Source organism: Antribacter gilvus (assembly GCF_003946865.1).
GTDB classification, from domain to species: Bacteria; Actinomycetota; Actinomycetes; order Actinomycetales; family Cellulomonadaceae; genus Antribacter; species Antribacter gilvus.
The window spans coordinates 1-19,054 of record NZ_QXTH01000006.1 but is presented as its reverse complement, the minus strand read 5'-3'; the positions used below and the strand labels follow the sequence as shown (position 1 = coordinate 19,054).

The 19,054-nt window shown below is 70.8% G+C and carries 19 protein-coding genes and 1 pseudogene; 5 read left to right on the top strand and 15 right to left on the bottom strand.

Annotated elements, in window-relative coordinates; translation table 11 throughout:
- Positions 1 to 85 precede the first annotated feature (85 nt).
- The 4 genes from D1350_RS11410 to D1350_RS11400 all read right to left on the bottom strand — a co-directional run bounded on the left by D1350_RS11410 (position 86) and on the right by D1350_RS11400 (position 3,510).
- On the bottom strand, positions 86 to 1,030 hold the full coding sequence (locus D1350_RS11410; protein ID WP_125776140.1) for an SDR family oxidoreductase: 945 nt from the start codon (positions 1,028 to 1,030) through the stop codon (positions 86 to 88).
- A gap of 107 nt (positions 1,031 to 1,137) precedes the next feature.
- The gene (locus D1350_RS24115) at positions 1,138 to 1,938 is read right to left on the bottom strand and encodes an MFS transporter (RefSeq protein WP_206074510.1); all 801 of its coding nucleotides are present in this window, start codon (positions 1,936 to 1,938) and stop codon (positions 1,138 to 1,140) included.
- Positions 1,830 to 2,498 (bottom strand): MFS transporter, encoded by a 669-nt coding sequence (locus tag D1350_RS24110; RefSeq protein ID WP_206074509.1) that lies wholly within the window; start codon positions 2,496 to 2,498, stop codon positions 1,830 to 1,832. The genes D1350_RS24115 and D1350_RS24110 overlap by 109 nt, the downstream gene beginning before the upstream one ends.
- Positions 2,499 to 2,565: 67 nt before the next feature.
- On the bottom strand, positions 2,566 to 3,510 hold the full coding sequence (locus tag D1350_RS11400) for an SDR family oxidoreductase (protein ID WP_125776139.1): 945 nt from the start codon (positions 3,508 to 3,510) through the stop codon (positions 2,566 to 2,568).
- Between the two features lie 219 nt (positions 3,511 to 3,729).
- Between D1350_RS11400 and D1350_RS11395 the strand changes: the two are divergent.
- Positions 3,730 to 4,568, top strand: a pseudogene (locus D1350_RS11395) (helix-turn-helix transcriptional regulator).
- 37 nt (positions 4,569 to 4,605) lie between these two features.
- Here the strand turns inward: D1350_RS11395 and D1350_RS11390 are convergent.
- From D1350_RS11390 to D1350_RS11365, 5 genes are all read right to left on the bottom strand, one after another.
- Complete coding sequence (locus tag D1350_RS11390) at positions 4,606 to 5,166, bottom strand: hypothetical protein (protein WP_125776138.1); 561 nt, start codon at positions 5,164 to 5,166, stop codon at positions 4,606 to 4,608.
- Between the two features lie 159 nt (positions 5,167 to 5,325).
- A complete protein-coding gene (locus D1350_RS11385; RefSeq protein WP_125776137.1) occupies positions 5,326 to 5,754 on the bottom strand; it encodes an NUDIX hydrolase in 429 nt (142 codons plus the stop codon).
- A 34-nt stretch (positions 5,755 to 5,788) separates the two neighbouring features.
- A complete protein-coding gene (locus D1350_RS11380; RefSeq protein ID WP_125776136.1) occupies positions 5,789 to 7,036 on the bottom strand; it encodes an APC family permease in 1,248 nt (415 codons plus the stop codon).
- A 178-nt stretch (positions 7,037 to 7,214) separates the two neighbouring features.
- A complete protein-coding gene (locus D1350_RS24105) occupies positions 7,215 to 8,468 on the bottom strand; it encodes a M28 family metallopeptidase (RefSeq protein ID WP_206074508.1) in 1,254 nt (417 codons plus the stop codon).
- A gap of 248 nt (positions 8,469 to 8,716) precedes the next feature.
- Positions 8,717 to 8,905, bottom strand: a complete 189-nt coding sequence (locus tag D1350_RS11365) for a hypothetical protein (RefSeq protein ID WP_125776135.1) — start codon at positions 8,903 to 8,905, stop codon at positions 8,717 to 8,719.
- Between the two features lie 161 nt (positions 8,906 to 9,066).
- On the opposite strand from D1350_RS11365, the gene D1350_RS11360 reads away from it, so the two are divergent.
- Complete coding sequence (locus tag D1350_RS11360; RefSeq protein ID WP_125776134.1) at positions 9,067 to 12,204, top strand: ATP-binding protein; 3,138 nt, start codon at positions 9,067 to 9,069, stop codon at positions 12,202 to 12,204.
- On the opposite strand, the gene D1350_RS11355 is transcribed toward D1350_RS11360, so the two are convergent.
- The 4 genes from D1350_RS11355 to D1350_RS11340 all read right to left on the bottom strand — a co-directional run bounded on the left by D1350_RS11355 (position 12,188) and on the right by D1350_RS11340 (position 15,915).
- Complete coding sequence (locus D1350_RS11355) at positions 12,188 to 12,937, bottom strand: ABC transporter permease (protein ID WP_206074507.1); 750 nt, start codon at positions 12,935 to 12,937, stop codon at positions 12,188 to 12,190. The genes D1350_RS11360 and D1350_RS11355 overlap by 17 nt on opposite strands.
- Entirely contained in the window at positions 12,934 to 13,872 is a 939-nt protein-coding gene (locus tag D1350_RS11350) for an ATP-binding cassette domain-containing protein (protein WP_125776133.1), read from the bottom strand. The genes D1350_RS11355 and D1350_RS11350 overlap by 4 nt, the downstream gene beginning before the upstream one ends.
- Before the next feature lie 214 nt (positions 13,873 to 14,086).
- Complete coding sequence (locus D1350_RS11345) at positions 14,087 to 14,869, bottom strand: hypothetical protein (RefSeq protein ID WP_206074506.1); 783 nt, start codon at positions 14,867 to 14,869, stop codon at positions 14,087 to 14,089.
- 620 nt (positions 14,870 to 15,489) lie between these two features.
- The gene (locus D1350_RS11340) at positions 15,490 to 15,915 is read right to left on the bottom strand and encodes a hypothetical protein (RefSeq protein WP_125776131.1); all 426 of its coding nucleotides are present in this window, start codon (positions 15,913 to 15,915) and stop codon (positions 15,490 to 15,492) included.
- A gap of 96 nt (positions 15,916 to 16,011) precedes the next feature.
- Between D1350_RS11340 and D1350_RS11335 the strand changes: the two genes are divergently transcribed.
- The 3 genes from D1350_RS11335 to D1350_RS11325 all read left to right on the top strand — a co-directional run bounded on the left by D1350_RS11335 (position 16,012) and on the right by D1350_RS11325 (position 17,538).
- Complete coding sequence (locus D1350_RS11335; RefSeq protein WP_125776130.1) at positions 16,012 to 16,425, top strand: PIN domain-containing protein; 414 nt, start codon at positions 16,012 to 16,014, stop codon at positions 16,423 to 16,425.
- A gap of 327 nt (positions 16,426 to 16,752) precedes the next feature.
- Positions 16,753 to 17,055: a hypothetical protein gene (locus tag D1350_RS11330; RefSeq protein ID WP_125776129.1), complete on the top strand. Its 303-nt coding sequence runs from the start codon at positions 16,753 to 16,755 to the stop codon at positions 17,053 to 17,055.
- A gap of 9 nt (positions 17,056 to 17,064) precedes the next feature.
- On the top strand, positions 17,065 to 17,538 hold the full coding sequence (locus D1350_RS11325) for an NUDIX domain-containing protein (RefSeq protein ID WP_125776128.1): 474 nt from the start codon (positions 17,065 to 17,067) through the stop codon (positions 17,536 to 17,538).
- Here D1350_RS11325 and D1350_RS11320 read toward each other — a convergent pair.
- Together D1350_RS11320 and D1350_RS11315 are read right to left on the bottom strand one after the other, a co-directional pair.
- The gene (locus D1350_RS11320; RefSeq protein WP_125776127.1) at positions 17,517 to 18,209 is read right to left on the bottom strand and encodes a class I SAM-dependent methyltransferase; all 693 of its coding nucleotides are present in this window, start codon (positions 18,207 to 18,209) and stop codon (positions 17,517 to 17,519) included. The genes D1350_RS11325 and D1350_RS11320 overlap by 22 nt on opposite strands.
- Positions 18,155 to 18,862: a hypothetical protein gene (locus D1350_RS11315; RefSeq protein WP_125776126.1), complete on the bottom strand. Its 708-nt coding sequence runs from the start codon at positions 18,860 to 18,862 to the stop codon at positions 18,155 to 18,157. The genes D1350_RS11320 and D1350_RS11315 overlap by 55 nt, the downstream gene beginning before the upstream one ends.
- Positions 18,863 to 19,054 lie beyond the last annotated feature (192 nt).

Below are 19,054 nucleotides of genomic sequence, written 5' to 3'. Positions count from 1 at the left end.
CCGTGAGGTCCTCCAAGTGGTCCGAGTACCTGCCTCCTGATCCTCGGCCCACTATGACCTCGTCGAAGGCCGGGGTACCCGGATGTCAGACCGCCGAGATGGCCGTCCCGGTCAGCTGTTCCGAGACGTCCCACACGCGCGCGGCCTCGTCGGCACTGATCAGCGGGGGGTACATCCGCTGCTCGGCCGGCGCGCCGCTCGTGTTGCCGAACCCGCTGGGGCTGTACAGGGCGCCCGGTCCGGCCTGCGGACCGGTGGCCGCCATGAGCGCGGGCAACGCCGCGGTCTCGACGGTGCCGGCCAGGATGCCGCGGGCCGAGAGCCAGCGGATCATCCGGCGTCCGCGGGTCTCCTGGGCGCGGCCGAGCTCGGGGCGGGCGGCCAGGAGGTTTGTGGGGGCGACGCCGGGGTGGGAGAGGTTGCTGGTGATGCCCCACCCGTGCGCCGTGCTACGACGGTCCAGCTCCAGACCGAAGAGCCCGAACGCGATCTTGGACTGCCTGTAGGCCTGCATGCCGTCGTAGCTGCGTTCCCAGTTCAGGTCGTCCCAGTTGATGCGGCCGCTGCGGGCGGCGACGCTGACCTGTGATGTCACGCGGGCCTGTCCCGCGCGGAGGAGCGGCATCAGGTGCGCGACAAGGGCGAAGTGGCCCAGGTGGTTGGTGCCGAGCTGGAGCTCGAACCCGTCGGCCGTGGTCTGGTGGTCGGGCGGGGTCATGACGCCGGCGTTGTTGATCAGGAGGTGGATCGGGTCGCCCTCCGCGCGCAGCGTGTCGCCGAGGGCGGCGACGGACGCGAGGGAGGACAGCTCGAGGCTGCGCAGCGAGACGTTCGCGCCGGGCACGGACTGCTTGATCCTGGCGACCGCCGCGTCGCCCTTGGCCGGGTTCCGGACGGGGATGATGACCTCGGCCCCGGCCGCGGCAAGCCGTCGGGCCATGACCAGGCCCATGCCGTCGCTCGCCCCGGTGACGACGGCGCGCTTGCCGGTCAGGTCGGGAATGATGATGTCGATCGGTGTGCGGGACATGTGGTTCGCTCCTCGATGTTGTCCGTGGGACCAACACTCGTTGATCGCAGGCCGGTTATTCAGGGCCTGACGATCCGCCCTTACGGGGAGCCGAGGTTCGACCGGGGTCAGAGATCGGCCTGAGCGCGGGGACGGCTCGGCCGGCTCGGGGCTTCGCGGCGCTCGGAGAGGTCGCTCAGCACCTCGGCGGCGGCGAGCTCGTCCCGCGCGGCCAGCCGGTCGAAGCCGTCTACGGCCGGGTAGACGTAACGTCCCAGCGTCGCGATGAGGACGGCGCCGACCACGAGGATGCCCATCAGGACCGGGATGACCGGGTCGTAGGAACCCAGCTGGTCGTAGCCCAGCCCGAGGAGCAGGGGACCGACGGCGCTGCCGAGGATGAACATGGCCTGCACCGGGCCGATGATCTCGCCGAAGCTACGCATGCCGAGGTACCGGGTGATGAGCAGGGCGAGCAGGTCGCCCTCGACGCCGAAGGCGACGCCGATGAAGGCGACCGCGAGGGCGGCGGTGGAGAAGGGCGGCTCGAGGAAGAACATGCCCACGATGGGGGCGAGCATCACGATCGGGCCGACGACCGATCCGTGGACGCGGTCGATGATGAGGCCGCCGCCCACCCGGCCCACGAGCGAGGCCAGGCCGAAGATGACGAGCAGCTGACCCGCCTGGTCGTTGCTCAGGCCCCGGTCGGTCATCATCGGAACGAGGTGGACCTGGAGCCCGATGATCACGACCCCGACCATGCCCAGGCCCAGCGCGATGCCCCAGAACTGGCGGGTGCGCAGCGCCTCGCCGAAGGTCAGGCCCGGCAGCTCGAGGCTGACGTCGCGGTCCCCGACGTGGACCTCCTGGACGAGCCGCCCGCGCACGTGCCGCTCGGCGCGCCCCCGCACGAACAGGGTGGCCATGGTGACGGAGACGAGGGCGCGATCAGTGCCAGGTAGCCGTAGGCCTGCCGCCATCCGACGCTCTCGATGAGCGCGCCGGCCAGCAGGGGGCCGAGTGCGGCGCCGAGGCCGATGATGCCCGTGACGATGCCGACGGCGAGCGCGCGGTTGTTGTCGAACCAGCTCACGACGGCGCGGGTGGCGGGGACCGTGGTCCCGCCCCCGAAGAACCCGACGAAGAAGCACGGGACGAAGTAGATGGCCTCGACGGGAGGGGCCAGACCGATCGTGGCCATCGACGCGGCGAACAGCACGAACGCCGGCACAAGGATGTACCGGGCGGCGTACCGGTCCACGAGCCGGCTGGCGATGATCAGGCCGATGACCATCCCGACGGCGGCGACTGAGTACGCACCGGTGACGGTCGTGCGGCTGAAGCCGGTGTCCTCGACGATGGGCAGCACGAACAGGCCGGTCGTGGCCAGGTACATCTGAGGGCCGACCGCGTTGGCCGTGCCAGCACCGACGACCACCCACCAGGGGCTTCGCTGTCGGACGGCGGGCTGGGTGACAGAACTCATGTGGCTTCTCCTGCGGCTCGGATCGGGGCTCGCGGTCGTCGGCTGCGCGTCTTAGGCGGTCATCAGGTCACGCGGTCGGGAAGGACGTCTTGGTCAGCTCCTCGGAGACCTGCCAGACGCGGGCGGCCTCGGTGAGGCTGCGCAGGGGCCGGTGCATCCGCTGCTCGGCAGGCGGTCCGCCCAGGGTGCCAGGGCCGCTGGGGCCGTACAGGGCGCCGGGCTTGGCGCCAGGCCCTGTCGCTGCCATGAGCGCCGGCAGCCCAGCGGAGTCGGCTGTGCCCACCAGGATGCCGCGGGTCGACAGCGCGCGGGTCAGGCGGATGTTGGGAGTGTCCTCGCTACGACCGATCTCCGGACGGGCGGCCATCAGACTGGTGGGGGCGATGCCGGGATGGGCGACGTTGCTCGTGATGCCCCAGCCGCGGGCACTGCTGCGCCTCTCCAGCTCCAGACCGAACAGCCCGAGTGCGATCTTGGACTGGATGTACGCGCGCATCCCGGAGTAGCTGCGTTCCCAGTTCAGGTCAGCCCAGTTGATGGAGCCGCTGGCCGAGGCGACGCTGAGCTGTGAGGTCACCCGGGCCCGTCCGGCGCTCAGGAGCGGCAGCAGGTGGGCGACCAGGGCAAAGTGGCCCAGGTGGTTGGTGGCGAGCTGCACCTCGAATCCGTCGACCGTGCTCAGCCGCTGCGGGGGGCGCATCACGCCCGCGTTGTTGATCAGGAGGTGGATCGGGCGGCCCTCGTCGCGCAGGGTGTCGCCCAGGGCTTCCACCGACGCCAGCGAGGCCAGGTCGAGGGCGCGCAGCGAGATGTTCGCGCCGGGCGAGGCCTGGTTGATTCTCCTGATCGCGGCTTCGCCCTTGGCGGGGTTGCGTACGGGCATGACGACCTCCGCGCCGGCGGCGGCCAGGCGACCGGCGATCCTCAGACCCATGCCGTCGCTGGCTCCGGTGACCAGCACGCGCTTGCCGGACAGGTCGGGGACTGCGATGTCGATCGGTGTACGTGGCATTGCTCTGCTCCTTTGTGCGAATCACGGTTCGGCCGACGACACACGAGGTGGTGTGCTCGGCCTGGTACCGATCATTGGCGGACGGCGGAGACCCATCCAGGACCTCCCGGTCACAGGCTGGCCAGGTCACGGTTCCGCTCGTTGAGGGGGATCGGCAGGCCGTGGCTACGGCGTCTCGCACGGGGTAGAAACGAGGCAGTACTCCAGAAGGGGAGCGTCATGATCGATCGAACCGGGCTGGCGAGCTTTCTCCGCAACCGCCGTGCGGCACTGCAGCCGGAGGACGTCGGTATGCCTCGCGGGCAGCGCCGTCGGACCAGCGGGCTGCGGCGCGAGGAGGTCGCGACTCTGTGCAACATGTCGGTCGACTACTACTCCCGCCTGGAGCGGGAGCGCGGGCCACAGCCGTCGCAGCAGATGCTCGCCTCGATCGCCCAGGGGCTGCACCTGTCGATCGACGAACGCGACCACCTGTTCCGGCTGGCCGGTCACAACCCGCCGCTCAGGGGAAGCTCGAGCGAGCACATCAGCCCGGGGCTGCTGCGTATCCTCGACCGCTTGGAGGACACCCCGCCGAGGTGGTCAACGAGCTGGGCGAGACCCTGCGGCAGACGCCGATGGGTATCGCGCTCACCGGTGACACGACCCGGTACACCGGGCCGGCCCGCAGCATGGGCTACCGGTGGTTCACCGACCCGGACGCCCGGAACCTCTACGCCCCGCAGGAGCACGCGTTCATGACCCGGATGTATACCGCCGGGCTGCGTGGTCTCGTCACCCTCCGCGGCCCGGACTCCCGCGCCGCCTACCTGGCCGGTCTGCTCCTGGACTGCAGTGAGGAGTTCCGGCGGGTGTGGGACGACCACGAGATCGGGATTCACCCGCACCAGGTCAAGCACTTCGTCCACCCCGAGGTCGGCGCCCTGGAGCTCAACTGCCAGCGGCTGATCGACCCGGGCCAGGCTCACGCCCTGATGGTCTACACCGCCGTACCCGGCAGCGAGAGCTACGAGAAGCTCCAGGTCCTCTCCGTCATCGGCGCACAGGCACTGCGCTGAGTGAATCCAGGTGGCCCGTGTCGGACGGGCTTCGGCGTCAGAGGTCGTCCCGCCCAAGGACGGGGTTGCGTTGGACGAGGCTGGTGAGCCGGCGGGTGGCGTAGTGCACGCGGAACGAGACGGGCTCGTGGTCGGCGTGCGGAATCTGGGCGAGGTGCTGTTCGATCCACGCCTCGGTCTGCGCGGCGGTGCCCTCGCACTCGGCGTGGTCAGCGAGGCAGGTCACACGGCGCCCGTTCATCAGGTCCCTGCCCAGTGCTTCGTGCAACGTCGCGGACGAGACCGTCGACCGGAGCGCGGCCTCTGCCTGGGGCATCCCGGCCAGGACCGCGATCACGGCTCCGACGTACGCGGCGTCCCGCGCGGCGCGGTAGGTCCGTCCGCGTGCGTTCAGGTCCAGCTCTCCGCGCACGACCTCGTACGCGCAGACCCACGTCGCAGCCGCCGCCCCGGCCCGGTCGCCCGGGCCGACCTCCCCGCGCCCGGCGGCGGTGAGCTCGTAGGCGTTGACGAGCTGGGCGAACTGTTCCCGCTGCCCTACGGTGAACTCGGCACCGGTACTTGCCAGCCACGCTTCGATAGCACGCTTCTCGGCCATCGCACCCACTTCCCAGCCACTCCGTAGCCCCCTGCTCGGGCGCTTCCACCGTACGCGGCGGTCGCGCCGCTCGCGGCAGGTTATCGCCACCAGCCGTTGACGCGCCCGCGGCCCACCAACAACGTCGCTTGCGCCGGAGTGGTGGGCCGTAAGGGGCTCTCAGCGCGCGAGCAGCCCGGCCATCCGCCGCGCGGCGTCGACGAGCTCGACACGGTCCAGAGCGTCGACCTCCTGGGGCGAGTGCCACGCCACGTCGTCGGTGCTGCCGTCCCGCTCGACGGTGAGCTCGCCGCCGACCACGTGGGCGCGGTAGACGACCCGGATCCCGTGCATCGCGGACGACCGGCCGAAGACCCGGCGTTCCACCGGGATGACGATGCTGTCCACGCCGAGAAGCTCGTCGAGCTCCACGTGGTAGCCGGTCTCCTCGAGGACCTCGCGCACCGCGGCGTCTGCCGGGTCCTCGCCCGGGTCGATCCCGCCGCCCGGGAGGGTCCAGCCGGAACGGCCACCCTCGCTCCAGTGCGGGAGGAGCATCCGTCCCGCGTCGTCGGTGATCACGGCATAGGCGGCTACGCGGAGGTCCATGGGGACATCCTGCCGGAGCGGGGTGTCGTCGCTCCTACTGCACGGGTCGCGCGAGGCGACGCCGCACCGCGTACCACCCCGCCCCGACGGCCAGTACCCCCACGCCCGCCAGCACCGAACCGACGGGCAGGAAGAACGCCACCACGAGGCAGCCCACCAGGCCGACAGCAGGCACGATCCGGGGCGGACGCCCCTCCGCGGGGGTGAGCGTCCAGGCGGAGGCGTTCGCGATCGCGTAGTAGACGAGTACCCCGAACGACGAGAAGCCGATGGCGGTGCGCAGGTCGGCGGTCGCGGCGACGACCGCGACGACGAGCCCGACCGCCAGCTCGGCGCGGTGCGGTACCCGGTAGCGCGGGTGCACGGCGGCCAGGCCGTGGGGGAGATGCCGGTCGCGGGCCATCGCGAGCGTGGTGCGCGAGACCCCGAGGATGAGCGCGAGGAGCGAGCCGAGCGCGGCGACGGCCGCCCCCACCTGCACCACCGGTGCGAGTCCGGGAGCCCCGGCCGCGCGGACGGCGTCGGCGAGCGGCGCCTCGGACGCGGCGAGCCCGTCCGGGCCGAGCACGCGCAGGACCGCGACCGCCACGACGGCGTAGACCACGAACGTCACGGCCAGCGAGATCGACACCGCGCGCGGGATCGTGCGGGCGGGGTCGCGGACCTCTTCGCCCAGCGTGGCGATGCGCGCGTACCCGGCGAAGGCGAAGAACAGCAGCCCGGCGCCTTGCAGCACCCCGCGAGCACCCGGGTCGAGCGAGGTGGGCTCCCACGCCGCGGCCGGGGTCCCGAGGAAGGCCACGACCGCCACGGCGGCCAGCACCGCGAGCACCACCGCGACGATCGCCCGCGTGACGCCCGCCGACTTCTGGATCCCCAGGTAGTTCACCGCGGTGAGTGCGACGACCGCCGCCACGGCGACGGCCGGCGCGTACTGCGGCCAGACGTACAGCCCGACGGTGAGAGCCATCGCGGCGCACGACGCCGTCTTGCCGACGACGAAGCTCCAGCCCGCGAGGTACCCCCAGAACGGTCCGAGTCGTTCGCGCCCGTAGACGTACGTCCCGCCTGAGGCGGGGTACACGGCGGCGAGCCGGGCCGACGACGTCGCGTTCGCGTACGCGACGACGGCTGCGACCGCCAGGGCGACCAGGAGCAACCCGCCGGCGGCCCGTGCTGCCGGTGCGAGGGCCACGAAGATCCCGGCGCCGATCATCGATCCGAGGCCGATCGCCACGGCGTCCACCACGCCCATCGACCGCTTCAGCTCAGCCTCGCCCATCACGCGTCCTGTCGTCGGCCAACCGTCGGACACACCCTATGGGCATGCGACGGCGTCCGGGCCGCACTCTCCCGAGGGGCGCCGACCAGGTAGCTCTTCCCCATCTGACGCACGGACGGGGGAAGATCTACCTGGTCGCCGTCGAGGCGTCCGGACAAGGACAACGGGGCGGCCCCGATCAGGAGGCGACAGGGCGTGGCTGTGTCTCGGCCGCCAGCCGCACGACGGTGCCGGTCAGAAGCTCGGTAGCCGCCACGAGCGTCGTCGTCTCCACCCGGTCGGGCGTCTCGAGCGGGGTCTGGTAGCCGGGCATGCCCATGCCGACACCGACCGTCGCGAGTCCGGCCGCGGCATAGCGGCGGTTGTCCGACGGCATGGCGCGGGCCCGCAGCGGCACGCCCACCTGCCGGGCGGCGTCGTCGAGCGCCGCGAGCAGCGGTTCCGCCGGGCCTCCGGCCTCGACGTGCGCCCCGCTCAGGGCCGCGGCTCCGTCGAGGTTGATCACGTGGGTCCCCGCGGCCACGGTCGGAGCGTGGGCGGCGGAGCCGTGCGCGCCCGCCTCCTCGGCGTCGAGCAGGGCGACCGTCAGGCCGATCCGAGGCGGCAGCACAGCGTGCAGCAGGCGGGCGGCCTCGATCACGGCGGCGACGCCGGAGGCGTTGTCGCACGCCGCCGGGAAGCGCGCGTGGTCACCTGCGGGATCGTCGCCGACACCGTCGTAGTGAGCGGTCAGGAGAAAGGCCGGACGGTCGTGCTGGCGGCGGCGGAACGTGCCGAGCACGTTGCGGCCGCGGACGTCGACGGCCCGTAGCGGGACCGACGCGGTGACGGTCGCCCCGGTCGCGTTGCGGAGCAGCTCGTGCAGGTCCCGGCGCACGGCCAGCACCGGCAGGGTCGCCTGCCGCGGCCCGGTGATCATCTTGGGCATCCAGCCGACGGCGTCGGTGCCGCGGGGAACGAGCACCCCGACCGCGCCCGCCGCAGCGACTGCTGCTGCGCCGTCGGGGAAGTAGGTGTCGTGCAGCGCCCAGGCGCCGGCGGTGGCGGCCCGCGTGACCGGGCCCGTGACGCTGATCGGCCGGTCGGCGGAGGCGAGGTGCTCGCAGAACTCCCGCCGGAAGGCGAGATCTCGACGGGCACCGCCCACCGACCAGGACAGTGCCGGGACGCCGTACAGCTCGCGGACCGCACCCGCGACGACGAGCTCCTGGTATGTCACCTCGGCGCCCGCGGAGCGCAGGACGCCTGCCAGGTGATCGGCGGCCGCGCGGCCGCCGTCGGTCCCCACGCGCCGGCCCGCGAACGGGCCGGACGCGAGGGACTCGACGACGGCGCGCAGCCGCGCAGGGTCCGGCCTGGTCACCCGCAGCAAGCGCCGCTCGCGGGGGCCGACGACGACGCCGCCGCTCCGGTCGCGGCCGTGCCGCAGCACCCACCGGACGCGGGCTCCAGGGCGGCGGAAGCGGCAGCGTCGGCGTCAGCGGTGGCCGAGGCCGTCCCGCAGCATCCGCTCGACGTGGCCCCGGTGGCTGCCGCGGCGGGGGCGGCCGCGGTCCCGCAACAGCCTCCGGCCTCGGCCGCGGGGGCCAGCGCCTCCAGGGGTCGCCGTCGAATCCGCCCGTGGTCGTCGTCTCGGTCATGTCTGCTCCTTCTGTGTGTCGGTGTGTCGGTCCGTGCGGATCAGAACGGCCGCATGAGGAGGTTCTCCGCGTGGGCCAGCGCCCGGTTCCGGGTTGCCTCGCCGCGGCACCTGCGGTCGCACAGCTCGCCGGTGCGGTCGCTGTACGTCAGGACCTCCTCGGTGCGTCCGCGCAGCAGCCGGGAGACTGCCGATCGGGCGCGTCGTCCCTGGTCACGTATGTCCCTCATGAGCCAAGCCTCTCGTATCGAAGAACGTCGATACGTGAACGATGCCACTCAGATCGAAGAGTGTCAATGCGTCGACCGTCGTCGCACCAGGGGCAGACCGGCCCTGCCGCAGCACCGGCGGCCCAGGAAGGAGGGCCCGCACGCCGTGACAGAATCGGCCGGTGCACATCGGGATAATGGGTATTTTCGAGGTGCGTCTGGACGACGGCGTCGTCGCTGAGGTGCCGGGTGCGCGGCTGCGCGCGCTGCTGATCGCTCTCGCGCTGAACGCGGGCCGCACCGTTCAGAAGGCGACGCTCGTCGACTGGATCTGGGGAGAGAACCCGCCGTCCGACGCCGCCAACGCCCTGCAGCGACTGGTCTCCCGGCTGCGGAAGGTCCTGCCGGAAGGGTCCGTGGAGGGGCACCCGGGCGGCTACCGGCTGCAGGTGGAACCCGACGCCGTCGACGCTGTGCGTTTCGAGCGGCTCGTCGGCCAGGCCCACGCCGCCGACGGTCCGCGGCGCGTCCAGCTGCTGCGCGAGGCTCTGGCACTGTGGCGCGGCGCGGCCATGCAGGACGTCGAGCTCGAGGGCAGCGAGGCGTTCGACGCCGCGGTCACGCGGCTCGACGGGCTGCGCCTGACCGTCACGGAGGACCGGCTCGACGCGGAGGTCGCTCTCGGCCATGGCGCGGACCTGGTGCCGGAGCTGACCGACCTGGTGGCTGCGAACCCGATGCGGGAACGCCTGGTCGCCGCCCTGATGCGCTCCCTCGCCGCGGCGGGCCGCGACACCGATGCGCTGCTCCTGTACCAGCGCACCAGGGAGGCCCTGGCCGACGCGCTCGGCGTGGATCCCTCACCGGAGCTGTCCGCCCTCCACGTCGCGCTCCTCCGGGGCGAGGTGGGGCGGCGCGACGAGAGCCGCAGGACCAACCTGCGCGCCGAGCTGACCGGTTACGTCGGCAAGGACGCCGACGTCGCAGCGGTCCGCGGTCTCGTCGGGCAGCACCGGCTGACCACCCTGATCGGGCCGGGCGGTGCGGGCAAGACCAGGCTGGCGACGGAGACCGCCCGCACGCTGCTCGGCGACGTGCCGGACGGCGTCTGGCTGGTGGAGCTCGCGGCCGTCGGGGCGGACGGCGACGTGGCGCAGGCGACGCTGGCCGGGCTCGGCCTCCGCGACACGCTGCTCGGCGACGCGACGGACCTGGAACCGTCGGAGCGGCTCGTCGCCGCGATCCGCGACCGGGAGATGGTCCTGGTCCTGGACAACTGCGAGCACCTGATCGAGTCGGTCGCGGCGTTCGCCCACCGCCTGCTCGGGGAGTGCCGGAGGCTGCGGATCCTGGCTACGAGCAGAGAACAGCTCGGCATCACCGGCGAGGCACTGTGGCCGGTGCTGCCGCTGGCCCTGCCGGAGGAGGGCGCGGACGTCCACGAGATCGCCTCGGCGCCGGCCGTCCGGCTGCTGGTCGAGCGGGCGAGCGCCGCGCGCCAGGACCTCAGGGTCGATGCGTCCACGCTGCCGACGATGGCCCGCATCTGCCGGGCGCTGGACGGGATGCCGCTGGCGATCGAGCTGGCCGCGAGCAGGCTGCGCACCATGTCCCTCGACCAGCTCGCGGACGGGCTCGACGACCGGTTCCGTCTGCTGACCGGTGGCAGCCGCACCGCGCTGCCGCGGCACCGCACGCTGCGAGCGATGGTCGACTGGAGCTGGGAGCTGCTGACCGACGCCGAACACACGGTGCTGCGCAGGTTGTCCGTGTTCGCCGGAGGGGCGAGCCTGGAAGCGGCTGAGCGGGTCTGCGCGGGCGACGCTCCGGGCGGGGACCAGGTGCTCGACCTGCTCACGGCCCTGACCGAGAAGTCGCTGCTGGTCGCCGAGCCCGGCGGCGCCGCGCGCTACCGGATGCTCGGCACGATCAAGGAGTACGCCGCGCAACGTCTCGTGGAGGCCGGGGAGTCGGACCGGGCCCGCCAGGCGCACCTCGCGTACTTCACCGACCTCACCGAGGCCGCTGAGCCGCAGCTGCGCCGTGCCGACCAGCTGGTGTGGCTCTCGACGCTCGCCGGCGAGCACGACAACATCAGCGCCGCGATGCGCGGCGCGCTCGCCGCCGGCAAGGCGCAGGCGGCGATGCGGCTCGCGGCCGGTGCCGGCTGGTACTGGTGGCTCAGCGGGAACAAGACCGAGGGCCTCGAGCTGATCACCGCGGCCGCCGAGGCGCCCGGTGAGGTCGACGACGACACGACGCGCGCGGCCGTGTACTCGCTCGTCGTCATGTTCGCCAGCTCCGGGCGGGCGTCGGACGAACGCCAGGCGGCGGACTGGATCCACAAGGCTTACGAGCTCAGCCTGCGGGGCGGCGCCCACGGCGCCCTGCTGGGGCTGGTGGTCCCCCTGGAACACATGCTGCAGGGGTCCGACCCCCTGCGTGCGTGGGAGTCGGTGCTGGACAACGACGACCCCTGGGCCCGCGCACTGGCCCGGCTGCAGCTCGGCAAGATGCGGGTCATGCTCGGCCACGCCGGGCAGGAGGCGGACGCGCACCTCGAACAGGCGCTCGCCGAGTTCCGGTTGCTCGGCGAGCGGTTCGGAATCTCGTTCGCCCTGACCGAGCTGGCGGACCGGATCGCCACCCGCGGCGAGTTCGCCGCCGCGTGCGACTACTACGAGCAGGCGATCGCCGTCGTGACCGAGGTCGGGGCCGTCGAGGACGTCATCCGGATGCGGTCGGGACAGGCACGCTTGTACTGGTTGCTCGGCGACGAGGACGCGAGCGCGACGGCGATCGCCGCTGCGGAGCGGCTCGCCGCGCGGGTCACCTGGCCGGAGGCGCTGGCGGAGGTGGCCCTCGCCAAGGCTGAGCTCGCTCGCTGGGGCGGCGACGCCGAGGAGGCGCGCACCCAGCTCGGAGTCGCGACGACCCTGCTGGGGGACAAGGCGGCGAACCTCCTCCGCTCGGTGACCCACCATCAGCTCGGCTACCTCACCGACGATCTCGAGGAGTCCCGCGAGCATCGGGCCGCGGCCTGCCGGGCCGCTGCCGAGGCGGGGTACGCACCGGTGGTCGCTCAGACGCTCGTCGGGGTCGCGGACCTGGCGGTACGGCGCAACCAGCACGATCAGGCCGCACGGCTGCTCGGCGCCAGCAGCCGCGTGCGCGGGCTCCTGGACCGCTCCGACCCGGACCTGGCCCGGATCGAGGAGGCAGCGCGGAGCCGCCTCGGCGACGTGGGGTTCACCGAGGCGGCTCAGGAGGGGACGACGACGAGCTGGGATCAGCTCGTCGCGGTCACGCTCGCTTCGTGAACGTGGACGACGCCCACAGGTAGCCGACGAGGGCGATCCCGACGCACCAGGCGACGGCGGTGACCGCGTCGCCCGTGTCCGGTGCGCCGGCGAGCAGCCCGCGCATGGTCTCGATGACGGGCGTGAACGGCTGGTACTGGGCGAACTCCCGCAGGCCGGGCCCCATCGTCTCCGCGGGGACGATCGCGCTGCTGAAGAAGGGCAGCATGACCAGCGGTACCGAGGCGAGTCCCGCCGTCTCCGGCGACTTCGCGAAGAGGCCGAGGGCGACGGTGAGCCAGCCGGTCGCGAAGCCGAGCAGCACGACCATGCCGACGACGCCGAGCCAGTCGAGAGGGCTCGCCGCCGGGCTGAAGCCCAGCAGGAAGGCCACCCCGAGCAGGGCGGTGATCGCGATCACGTTGGTCAGCACGCTGGCGACGACGTGCCCGGTCAGCACCGCACCGCGCGAGACGTCCATGACCTTGAACCGGTTGATGATGCCCTTGGTCATGTCGGAGTTCACAGCGGTCGCGGTCGAGCCGAGCCCGTAGCAGACGGCCAGGAGCATCAGACCGGGCGTCGCGTAGTCGATGTAGTCGACGCCGACGTCGAAGGCGTCGCCGAACATGTACACGAACATCAGCATGATGATGACGGGCATCAGGACCGCGTTGAAGACCGAGGTCGGGTTCCGGGTGATGTGCAGGAAGTTGCGCCGCAGCATCACGATCGCGTGGGGCTTCTTGTTCACTTTGCTGCCTCCGTGGTGTGGCCCGTCAGGGCGAGGAAGACGTCGTCGAGGTCGGGGGTGTGCACGGAGAACTCGTCCGCGGTGAGCGAGTACTCGTCGAGCCGGTCCAGCAGGGTTCGCAGCGACCTCGTGCCGGCGTCGCTGGGTACCCGCAGGGCGAGCGTCTCGTCGTCCCGCGTGGCGTCGGGGAAGAGGAGCGCCGCGGCGTCGAGCTGGGAGACCGTGGCGAACCGGAGGCGCACGTGAGTCCCGGGGATCTGCCGCTTGAGCTCCTCCGGAGTGCCCTGGGCCACGATGCGGCCCTGGTCGAGCACCGCGACCTGGTCGGCGAGCTGGTCGGCCTCCTCGAGGTACTGGGTGGTGAGGAAGACCGTCACGCCGTCGGCGACGAGGTCGCGGATGATCGACCACATCGTGCGGCGGCTGCGCGGGTCCAGCCCCGTCGTCGGCTCGTCCAGGAAGATGATCCGCGGGTTGCCGACCAGCGTCATGGCCAGGTCCAGCTTGCGGCGCATGCCGCCGGAGTACGTGGACACGGGCTTCTGCGCCGAGTCGACCAGGTCGAACCGCTCCAGGAGCTCCGCGACGATCCGCTTGCCGTCCTTGGCGGAGACCGGGCCGAGGTCGACCATGAGCTGCAGGTTCTCCTGACCGGTGAGGAGCTCGTCGACCGCGGCGAACTGGCCGGTGACGCCGATCGCGGCGCGCACCGCCTTCGCCTCGGTCGCGATGTCGTGGCCGGCCACGACTGCCGTCCCGCCGTCGGCCGCCATCAGCGTGGTCAGCAGGTTCACCGTCGTCGTCTTGCCTGCGCCGTTGGGACCGAGGAGGGAGAAGACAGTGCCCGCACGGACCTCGAGGTCGATCCCGTCGAGCACGACCTTGTCCTTGAACGCCTTGCGCAGTCCGGAGACCGCGATCGCTGTGGTTGTCATGTGCCCCACTGTGCGCACCCGGCCTGACACCGACCGGTCACGCCCCTGACACGACGTCGGACACGGCTGTCGCGACGATGTCAGGCCAGGTCGGAGGGACGACGTCGGGGCGCCGCCCATGATGGACGACGCCCCTGCTTCTGGGTGTTCTCCATGCCGCAGAGGTTTGCCGGGTCCACGGACACGGCGCTGACGCCGTTCTGGCTTCGGCGGGCTACGGCTCCGTCACCGTGCCGAAAAGCAGGCGCATGCGCTCCGCGAGGGGCCGCACGAGCAGCTCGCACTGCTCCGCGAGCTCGTGCTCACCGAGGCTCCGCAGGCGGGTCGCCCCAGTGTCGGCGAGCCAGGCGTACAGGACGGAGGTCACCTCGCGCGTACGCGGGTTCTCGTCGGGGTAGTCGTGCTCCCCGGCCTGGCTCATGGGGTGCACCAGGCATCGGGCAAGGTCTGCCAGGTGCTGGTCCGGGACCGGTCCGGACTCCCACCGGGCCAGGTAGGTGGTCACGTCGAGGCCGATGGCGGCGACGACATCAAAGGCCTTCGCTGGATCGCCGGTAGGCTCGCTGAGCGACGAAGCCCACCACGCGTCGACGACTGCCACGATGGCGGTGGCCTCCTCGGCGGGCCACGACTGCCAGTCGATCTCGGGCCGGGCGAGCGGAAAGCACGTCTCGTCGGTGTCCGGCAATCCTTTGCGGACCATGGCGCGGAGCATCTGGGGCATCAGACGGCGCACCACGGCGAGGTAGTCGCCGAAGTGGCCGGGCTCCTCGATGGTCAGAGCGTGGAGCAGCGTGTCGGGGATGGGGACCCCGGGGCGTCGGAGGAGGTCGATCTCCTCCTCGCCGTAGCAGTGCGGGCAGCCGGTCTCGTCCGGGCTGGAGAACGACCCGAACACCCGGTCCACCACGGCGAGAGCAGGCCGGACGCCTTCCGGCAACCGAGGCGGCTCTTCGACGTCGGTGGTGCGCCCCCGCCGGGGATCGCCCCTACCCATCGGCTCGCGCAATCGTGTGCGCTGTCCTACGAATCACGCCGGAAGGCTATCCCGCCTGTAGCGTGCGGCCATGGGCGAGCGGTGCGGTGGCAGGGCATCTCGTGACGGCGGCTACCGACCGATCGATCGCAGATCCATGACCGGCAGGGTCATCGCCATGATCGTGCGACCGCGCGGCCAGGAGTTCGAGCTTGCTTTCGGGCAGCAGCCACGGTCGCAACACCGTGTCGGACTCCTACGCAAGATGGTCCGGCGTGTCGGTGAAGCCGTCGTCATCGGGATCTTTGTGGGACTCACCGTGTCGTTCCGTCCAAGCCGGTTTGGTGGGATCGGGCCCGATGATCTCCTGAGGTCGATCGGCTTGCGAGCGACCCTCACGTTCGTCGCTTTGGCGCTGCCGTTCTTCGGAATCATGCTCGGACGCTCAGCACTTGCCGGTCGAGACCACGCCCGCTGGCTCGAGCGGAGTAAGAGGTCGCGTGCGGAGGAACCATTCGCACCGGATCCGCGATCGCAACCTCGGCCGAGCGATGTCTGGCTTCCCATCGCAACCTGCGTCGTCCTCGCAGTTCCGGTCTGGGTTTGAGCGTTTCGCTCCGGCTGAACCGAGCCCGTTCCTGCTATCCGCGCTCGAGCTGCCCGTCGTGAAGGATTCCCAGTCCGCTCTCTTGCCACTCTGAGGCGGACTGCGGCGGTGCGAGCTCGACGCCGGCGACTCCGGCCGCGGCCTGGAACTCTTCCTTGAGACCGGCCATCAGCTTGGCAGCCCGGGCCAGGACTTCGGCATCGTCGACGGGACCGTCGAGCGTGAGCCCGAGCACCAGGTCACCCTCTTCGGTGAGGGTCACGATGGCTGTGTCGTGGGCCGACGCGCGGAGGTACACGGAGAACGCCTGGGATGCCTCAGCATCTCGCCGCAGCTCGGCCAAGGCTTCGCGGTCGCCGGGCTCCGGCCTTTCATCGACCAGCGCACGGACGAGTGATGCGAAGCGCGGGTCGCCGGGATCAGCAGTGTCGACGTAACGATGGATGAAGGTGGCGAGCACGGACGCTCGGTCAGCGGTCCGAACCCACACATACAGGTAGAAGCATCCCGGCACGTTCCAGACCCTAGTGGGAGAGGCATGGGGTTGTATGGAGCCATGAGCTCCGAGGGCGGCACGCGCTTCGCGATCGACGCGGTCACCGCGCTGCGCATCGTGCGCGACGATCCCGGCATCGGCTCCCGCCGCCTCCTCGTCGGCCCAGCGGTGCTCCGCAGTCACGTCCTGTCGCTGCTCCACCGTGAGGTCCGAGACGGGTCGCTGGACGAGAAGGTGGCCCGCGCCCAGCTCGAGGACCTCGCGACCCTCAAGATCCGCCTGCTCGGCGACCGGGTCTCCCGGGCGGCCGCCTGGAGGATCGCCCGCCAGCTTGACTGGGACGACACGATGTCGGCCGAGTATCTGGCCGTCGCCAGCCTCCAGGCGGACGTGCTCGTCGCGGGGGACGAGCGCATCGCCGCAGCCGCGCCCGGGATCGTGACGCTCGCTGGGTACGACGAGCTCCGCGGCTGAGCATGTGAGCCAACCCTGTCTCGAAGTCGGCTATCGCCAATTATCGAATCCACGGTCGAAGTGGAGGTGGTTGCGACACCCAAAGGGTGACCGATGAACGAGGATCTGCTCGCGGCAGCGGCACACGTATTCGGTACGACGACAAGCACGGAAAGAGCGCGGACCCGGAGGTCCCAGCGAACTGATGTCGCGGCCTGCCCTGAGGTCTGCAGATTGCCGTCCCGGCATTCTGGAACGACCGCACACCGAGGCGACCCTGATTATTACGCTAGTCGGGGACCGAAAGGGTCTGGACGAGCTCGAAGAGCGTCAGCGTGAGGGGATGCAGTGGCCAATGACATGCTGCGCCGACGTCGGGAGGCGACGGCGTCCCCGTCGGGCAGCGGCCTGCCGATGACCAGGGCCGAACTGGCCGAAGCAGTGAACCAGTACGTATGGAAAACCACCGGCGAGTCGGTCTGTCTCGATGCTGAAACACTCGCTCGGATCGCTCAAGGGCTACGGTCGCGCCGGGTAACCGACCGCATGGCCAACCTCGCTCGCCAGGTCGCCGCCTACCGCGGCATACCTTCTGTTGACGAGTTCCTAGAGCGTGCTCGCGAGTACGCCTCGGTGCCTGGCCGCCAGTAGAGTCGCCGAATGGCATGGGTCGAACCGGCAGAGTGGTACGCCAAATTGGCGGTGTTCCACTCTGCCGCTGCGCTCTTCATCACCGATGTCAATGGCCGGGTGCTCCTGGTCAAGCCGAACTATCGCGACCACTGGTCCATACCTGGTGGCTACGTTGACCACGACGAGAACCCGAAGATCGCCGCCGAGCGCGAACTGCGTGAGGAACTCGGACTCAGCGTGAACGCCGGTGATCTGCTCGTCGTCGACTGGGCGTCTCCTGCCGGGCCGAGGTCACGAGCGTTGGTCAACTTCATCTTCGACGGCGGTCAGCTCGGGGCTGCTCACGACGTGGTCCTCGATCTTGAGGAACTCGAAGGGTTCGGCTTCCACACGCCTGAGCAGTGCAAGATGCTGCTCCCACCACGCGTCGCTCCTCGCATCGACGCAGCGCTCATGGCGCGCCGCACTCGGATCACCGGCTACCTGGCGGACGGTGCGTGACGTCGGAACGCCTCGGTCGCTCTCGCGACCACGATCGCGCTGGGCCCAGTGACGGTTTTCCCTCTGTCGTCGACGCGGTCGAACTTTTCGACCACGGAGAATCCAGCGCGCGTCATTGCCTGGTCGAGCGCGTCGAGGTCGTGTACTCGGCGCACAAGGCAGTCGGTCCGCGTGGACCCATCGGGAAGGTTCCACGTGCGGACGGTGGTCGCGGTGTACGTGGACGGATTCCAGGCGGTCTCGATGGTGACGTCGGCCAAGCCGCCTGGAACGCTGACCGTTTGTTCGGAGCGGCCGACCCGCGGTGGCGTGATTAAGGTGCCGACGACGAGCAGTGTTCCGACGTCGGCATGTGCGGCGAACGTCTCGCAGGCCGACGTGAGCTCATCGTCGGTGTGCAGATAGGCGAGGGTGTTGCCGAGGCAGACGATCATTTCGAAGGGGTGCCCGGCCCGGTACTCGAGCAGGTCACCGGTCGCGAATTCGGCCTGCGGGTGGCTCCGACGGGCGTGGTCGACGAGCCAGGGTTGGACGTCTATACCGAGGTAGGTGAAGTGGTGGGGCAATGCTCCGGCGAGCGACCCTGTTCCGCAGCCGAGGTCGATCAGTGCCGGTGTCAGGGAGTGGCAGTGGTCCGCCGCCAGTGTGGTGACAAGAGCCGCGGCTTCCATCCCTGCGTCGTGCAGGAGCGACCGGTCGGCCCGGCGACTTCGATACCAGCTGTGTGCACCGTTCCATGGACTGCCGCGGCCGTCAGGACCAAATTGGCGGAGTCTGCTCCGCCGGACAACTCTGCTGCTGCGGCGCCGGCGGGGACCGGGAGGCGCCGGATCACGTGGTCCAGGACATCCTCGAACGCGGTGATCGCGTCGACATCCTCGGCGAGGGTTCGGGCAGCCAGGACGTGCTCGGCAGGGTCCGGGTACCGGACTTTGATGCCCGACGTGGTCACTTGTACGGTGGCGCGCTCGGTGACGTGGTAGACCTCCTTGAACTCCGCGGTCGACGAATACGCCGGTCGGCGTAGCAGCGCCCGCGTTACAGCGGCGTCGTTCAACTGTTCCGGGTCGAACCTGGGGCGCAGGTCCGGAAGATTCCACGAGCCGGCGAGAACGCCGTCGCGCGAGGTCACGAGCAGAGGCGCCGTGCCGAGCGCACCGGCGTGAACGACGATGCAGTCCCCACGGAGCTCGAGCGTGACGTGGTCGCCCGGCCACCGACACAGCTCTTCCACGGTGACCAGCCGGCCCTGTGAGCGTCCGGCAAAGCCTTCGCGGTCACGTTCGCGGACTGTGACCAGAGTGCTGCCAGACAATGCCGGCATCAGCAGAGACTCCAGGACAGGGTTGACCAGCGGACGGATCCAGCTGTCGCCTGACCACCACCGAATGCCGTCCCAGGTCCACTCCTGACGTGCTAGGTGTACTGACCCGAGAGGTTGTTGACGCGGGCGATAGGCGTGAGGCCGCCGATGCCGAGGTGGGGTCGTTCCAGGTTGTAGTGCTTGAGCCAGGCA

Excerpts from the sequence above, each read along its gene's own strand:
- D1350_RS11410 (WP_125776140.1), bottom strand. The coding sequence starts at position 1,030 with ATGTCCCGCACACCGATCGACATCATCATTCCCGACCTGACCGGCAAG.
- D1350_RS24115 (WP_206074510.1), bottom strand. The coding sequence starts at position 1,938 with ATGGCCACCCTGTTCGTGCGGGGGCGCGCCGAGCGGCACGTGCGCGGG.
- D1350_RS24110 (WP_206074509.1), bottom strand. The coding sequence starts at position 2,498 with ATGAGTTCTGTCACCCAGCCCGCCGTCCGACAGCGAAGCCCCTGGTGG.
- D1350_RS11400 (WP_125776139.1), bottom strand. The coding sequence starts at position 3,510 with ATGCCACGTACACCGATCGACATCGCAGTCCCCGACCTGTCCGGCAAG.
- D1350_RS11390 (WP_125776138.1), bottom strand. The coding sequence starts at position 5,166 with ATGGCCGAGAAGCGTGCTATCGAAGCGTGGCTGGCAAGTACCGGTGCC.
- D1350_RS11385 (WP_125776137.1), bottom strand. The coding sequence starts at position 5,754 with ATGGACCTCCGCGTAGCCGCCTATGCCGTGATCACCGACGACGCGGGA.
- D1350_RS11380 (WP_125776136.1), bottom strand. The coding sequence starts at position 7,036 with ATGGGCGAGGCTGAGCTGAAGCGGTCGATGGGCGTGGTGGACGCCGTG.
- D1350_RS11365 (WP_125776135.1), bottom strand. The coding sequence starts at position 8,905 with ATGAGGGACATACGTGACCAGGGACGACGCGCCCGATCGGCAGTCTCC.
- D1350_RS11350 (WP_125776133.1), bottom strand. The coding sequence starts at position 13,872 with ATGACAACCACAGCGATCGCGGTCTCCGGACTGCGCAAGGCGTTCAAG.
- D1350_RS11345 (WP_206074506.1), bottom strand. The coding sequence starts at position 14,869 with ATGGGTAGGGGCGATCCCCGGCGGGGGCGCACCACCGACGTCGAAGAG.
- D1350_RS11335 (WP_125776130.1), top strand. The coding sequence starts at position 16,012 with ATGAGCTCCGAGGGCGGCACGCGCTTCGCGATCGACGCGGTCACCGCG.
- D1350_RS11325 (WP_125776128.1), top strand. The coding sequence starts at position 17,065 with ATGGCATGGGTCGAACCGGCAGAGTGGTACGCCAAATTGGCGGTGTTC.
- D1350_RS11320 (WP_125776127.1), bottom strand. The coding sequence starts at position 18,209 with ATGGAAGCCGCGGCTCTTGTCACCACACTGGCGGCGGACCACTGCCAC.
- D1350_RS11315 (WP_125776126.1), bottom strand. The coding sequence starts at position 18,862 with ATGCCGGCATTGTCTGGCAGCACTCTGGTCACAGTCCGCGAACGTGAC.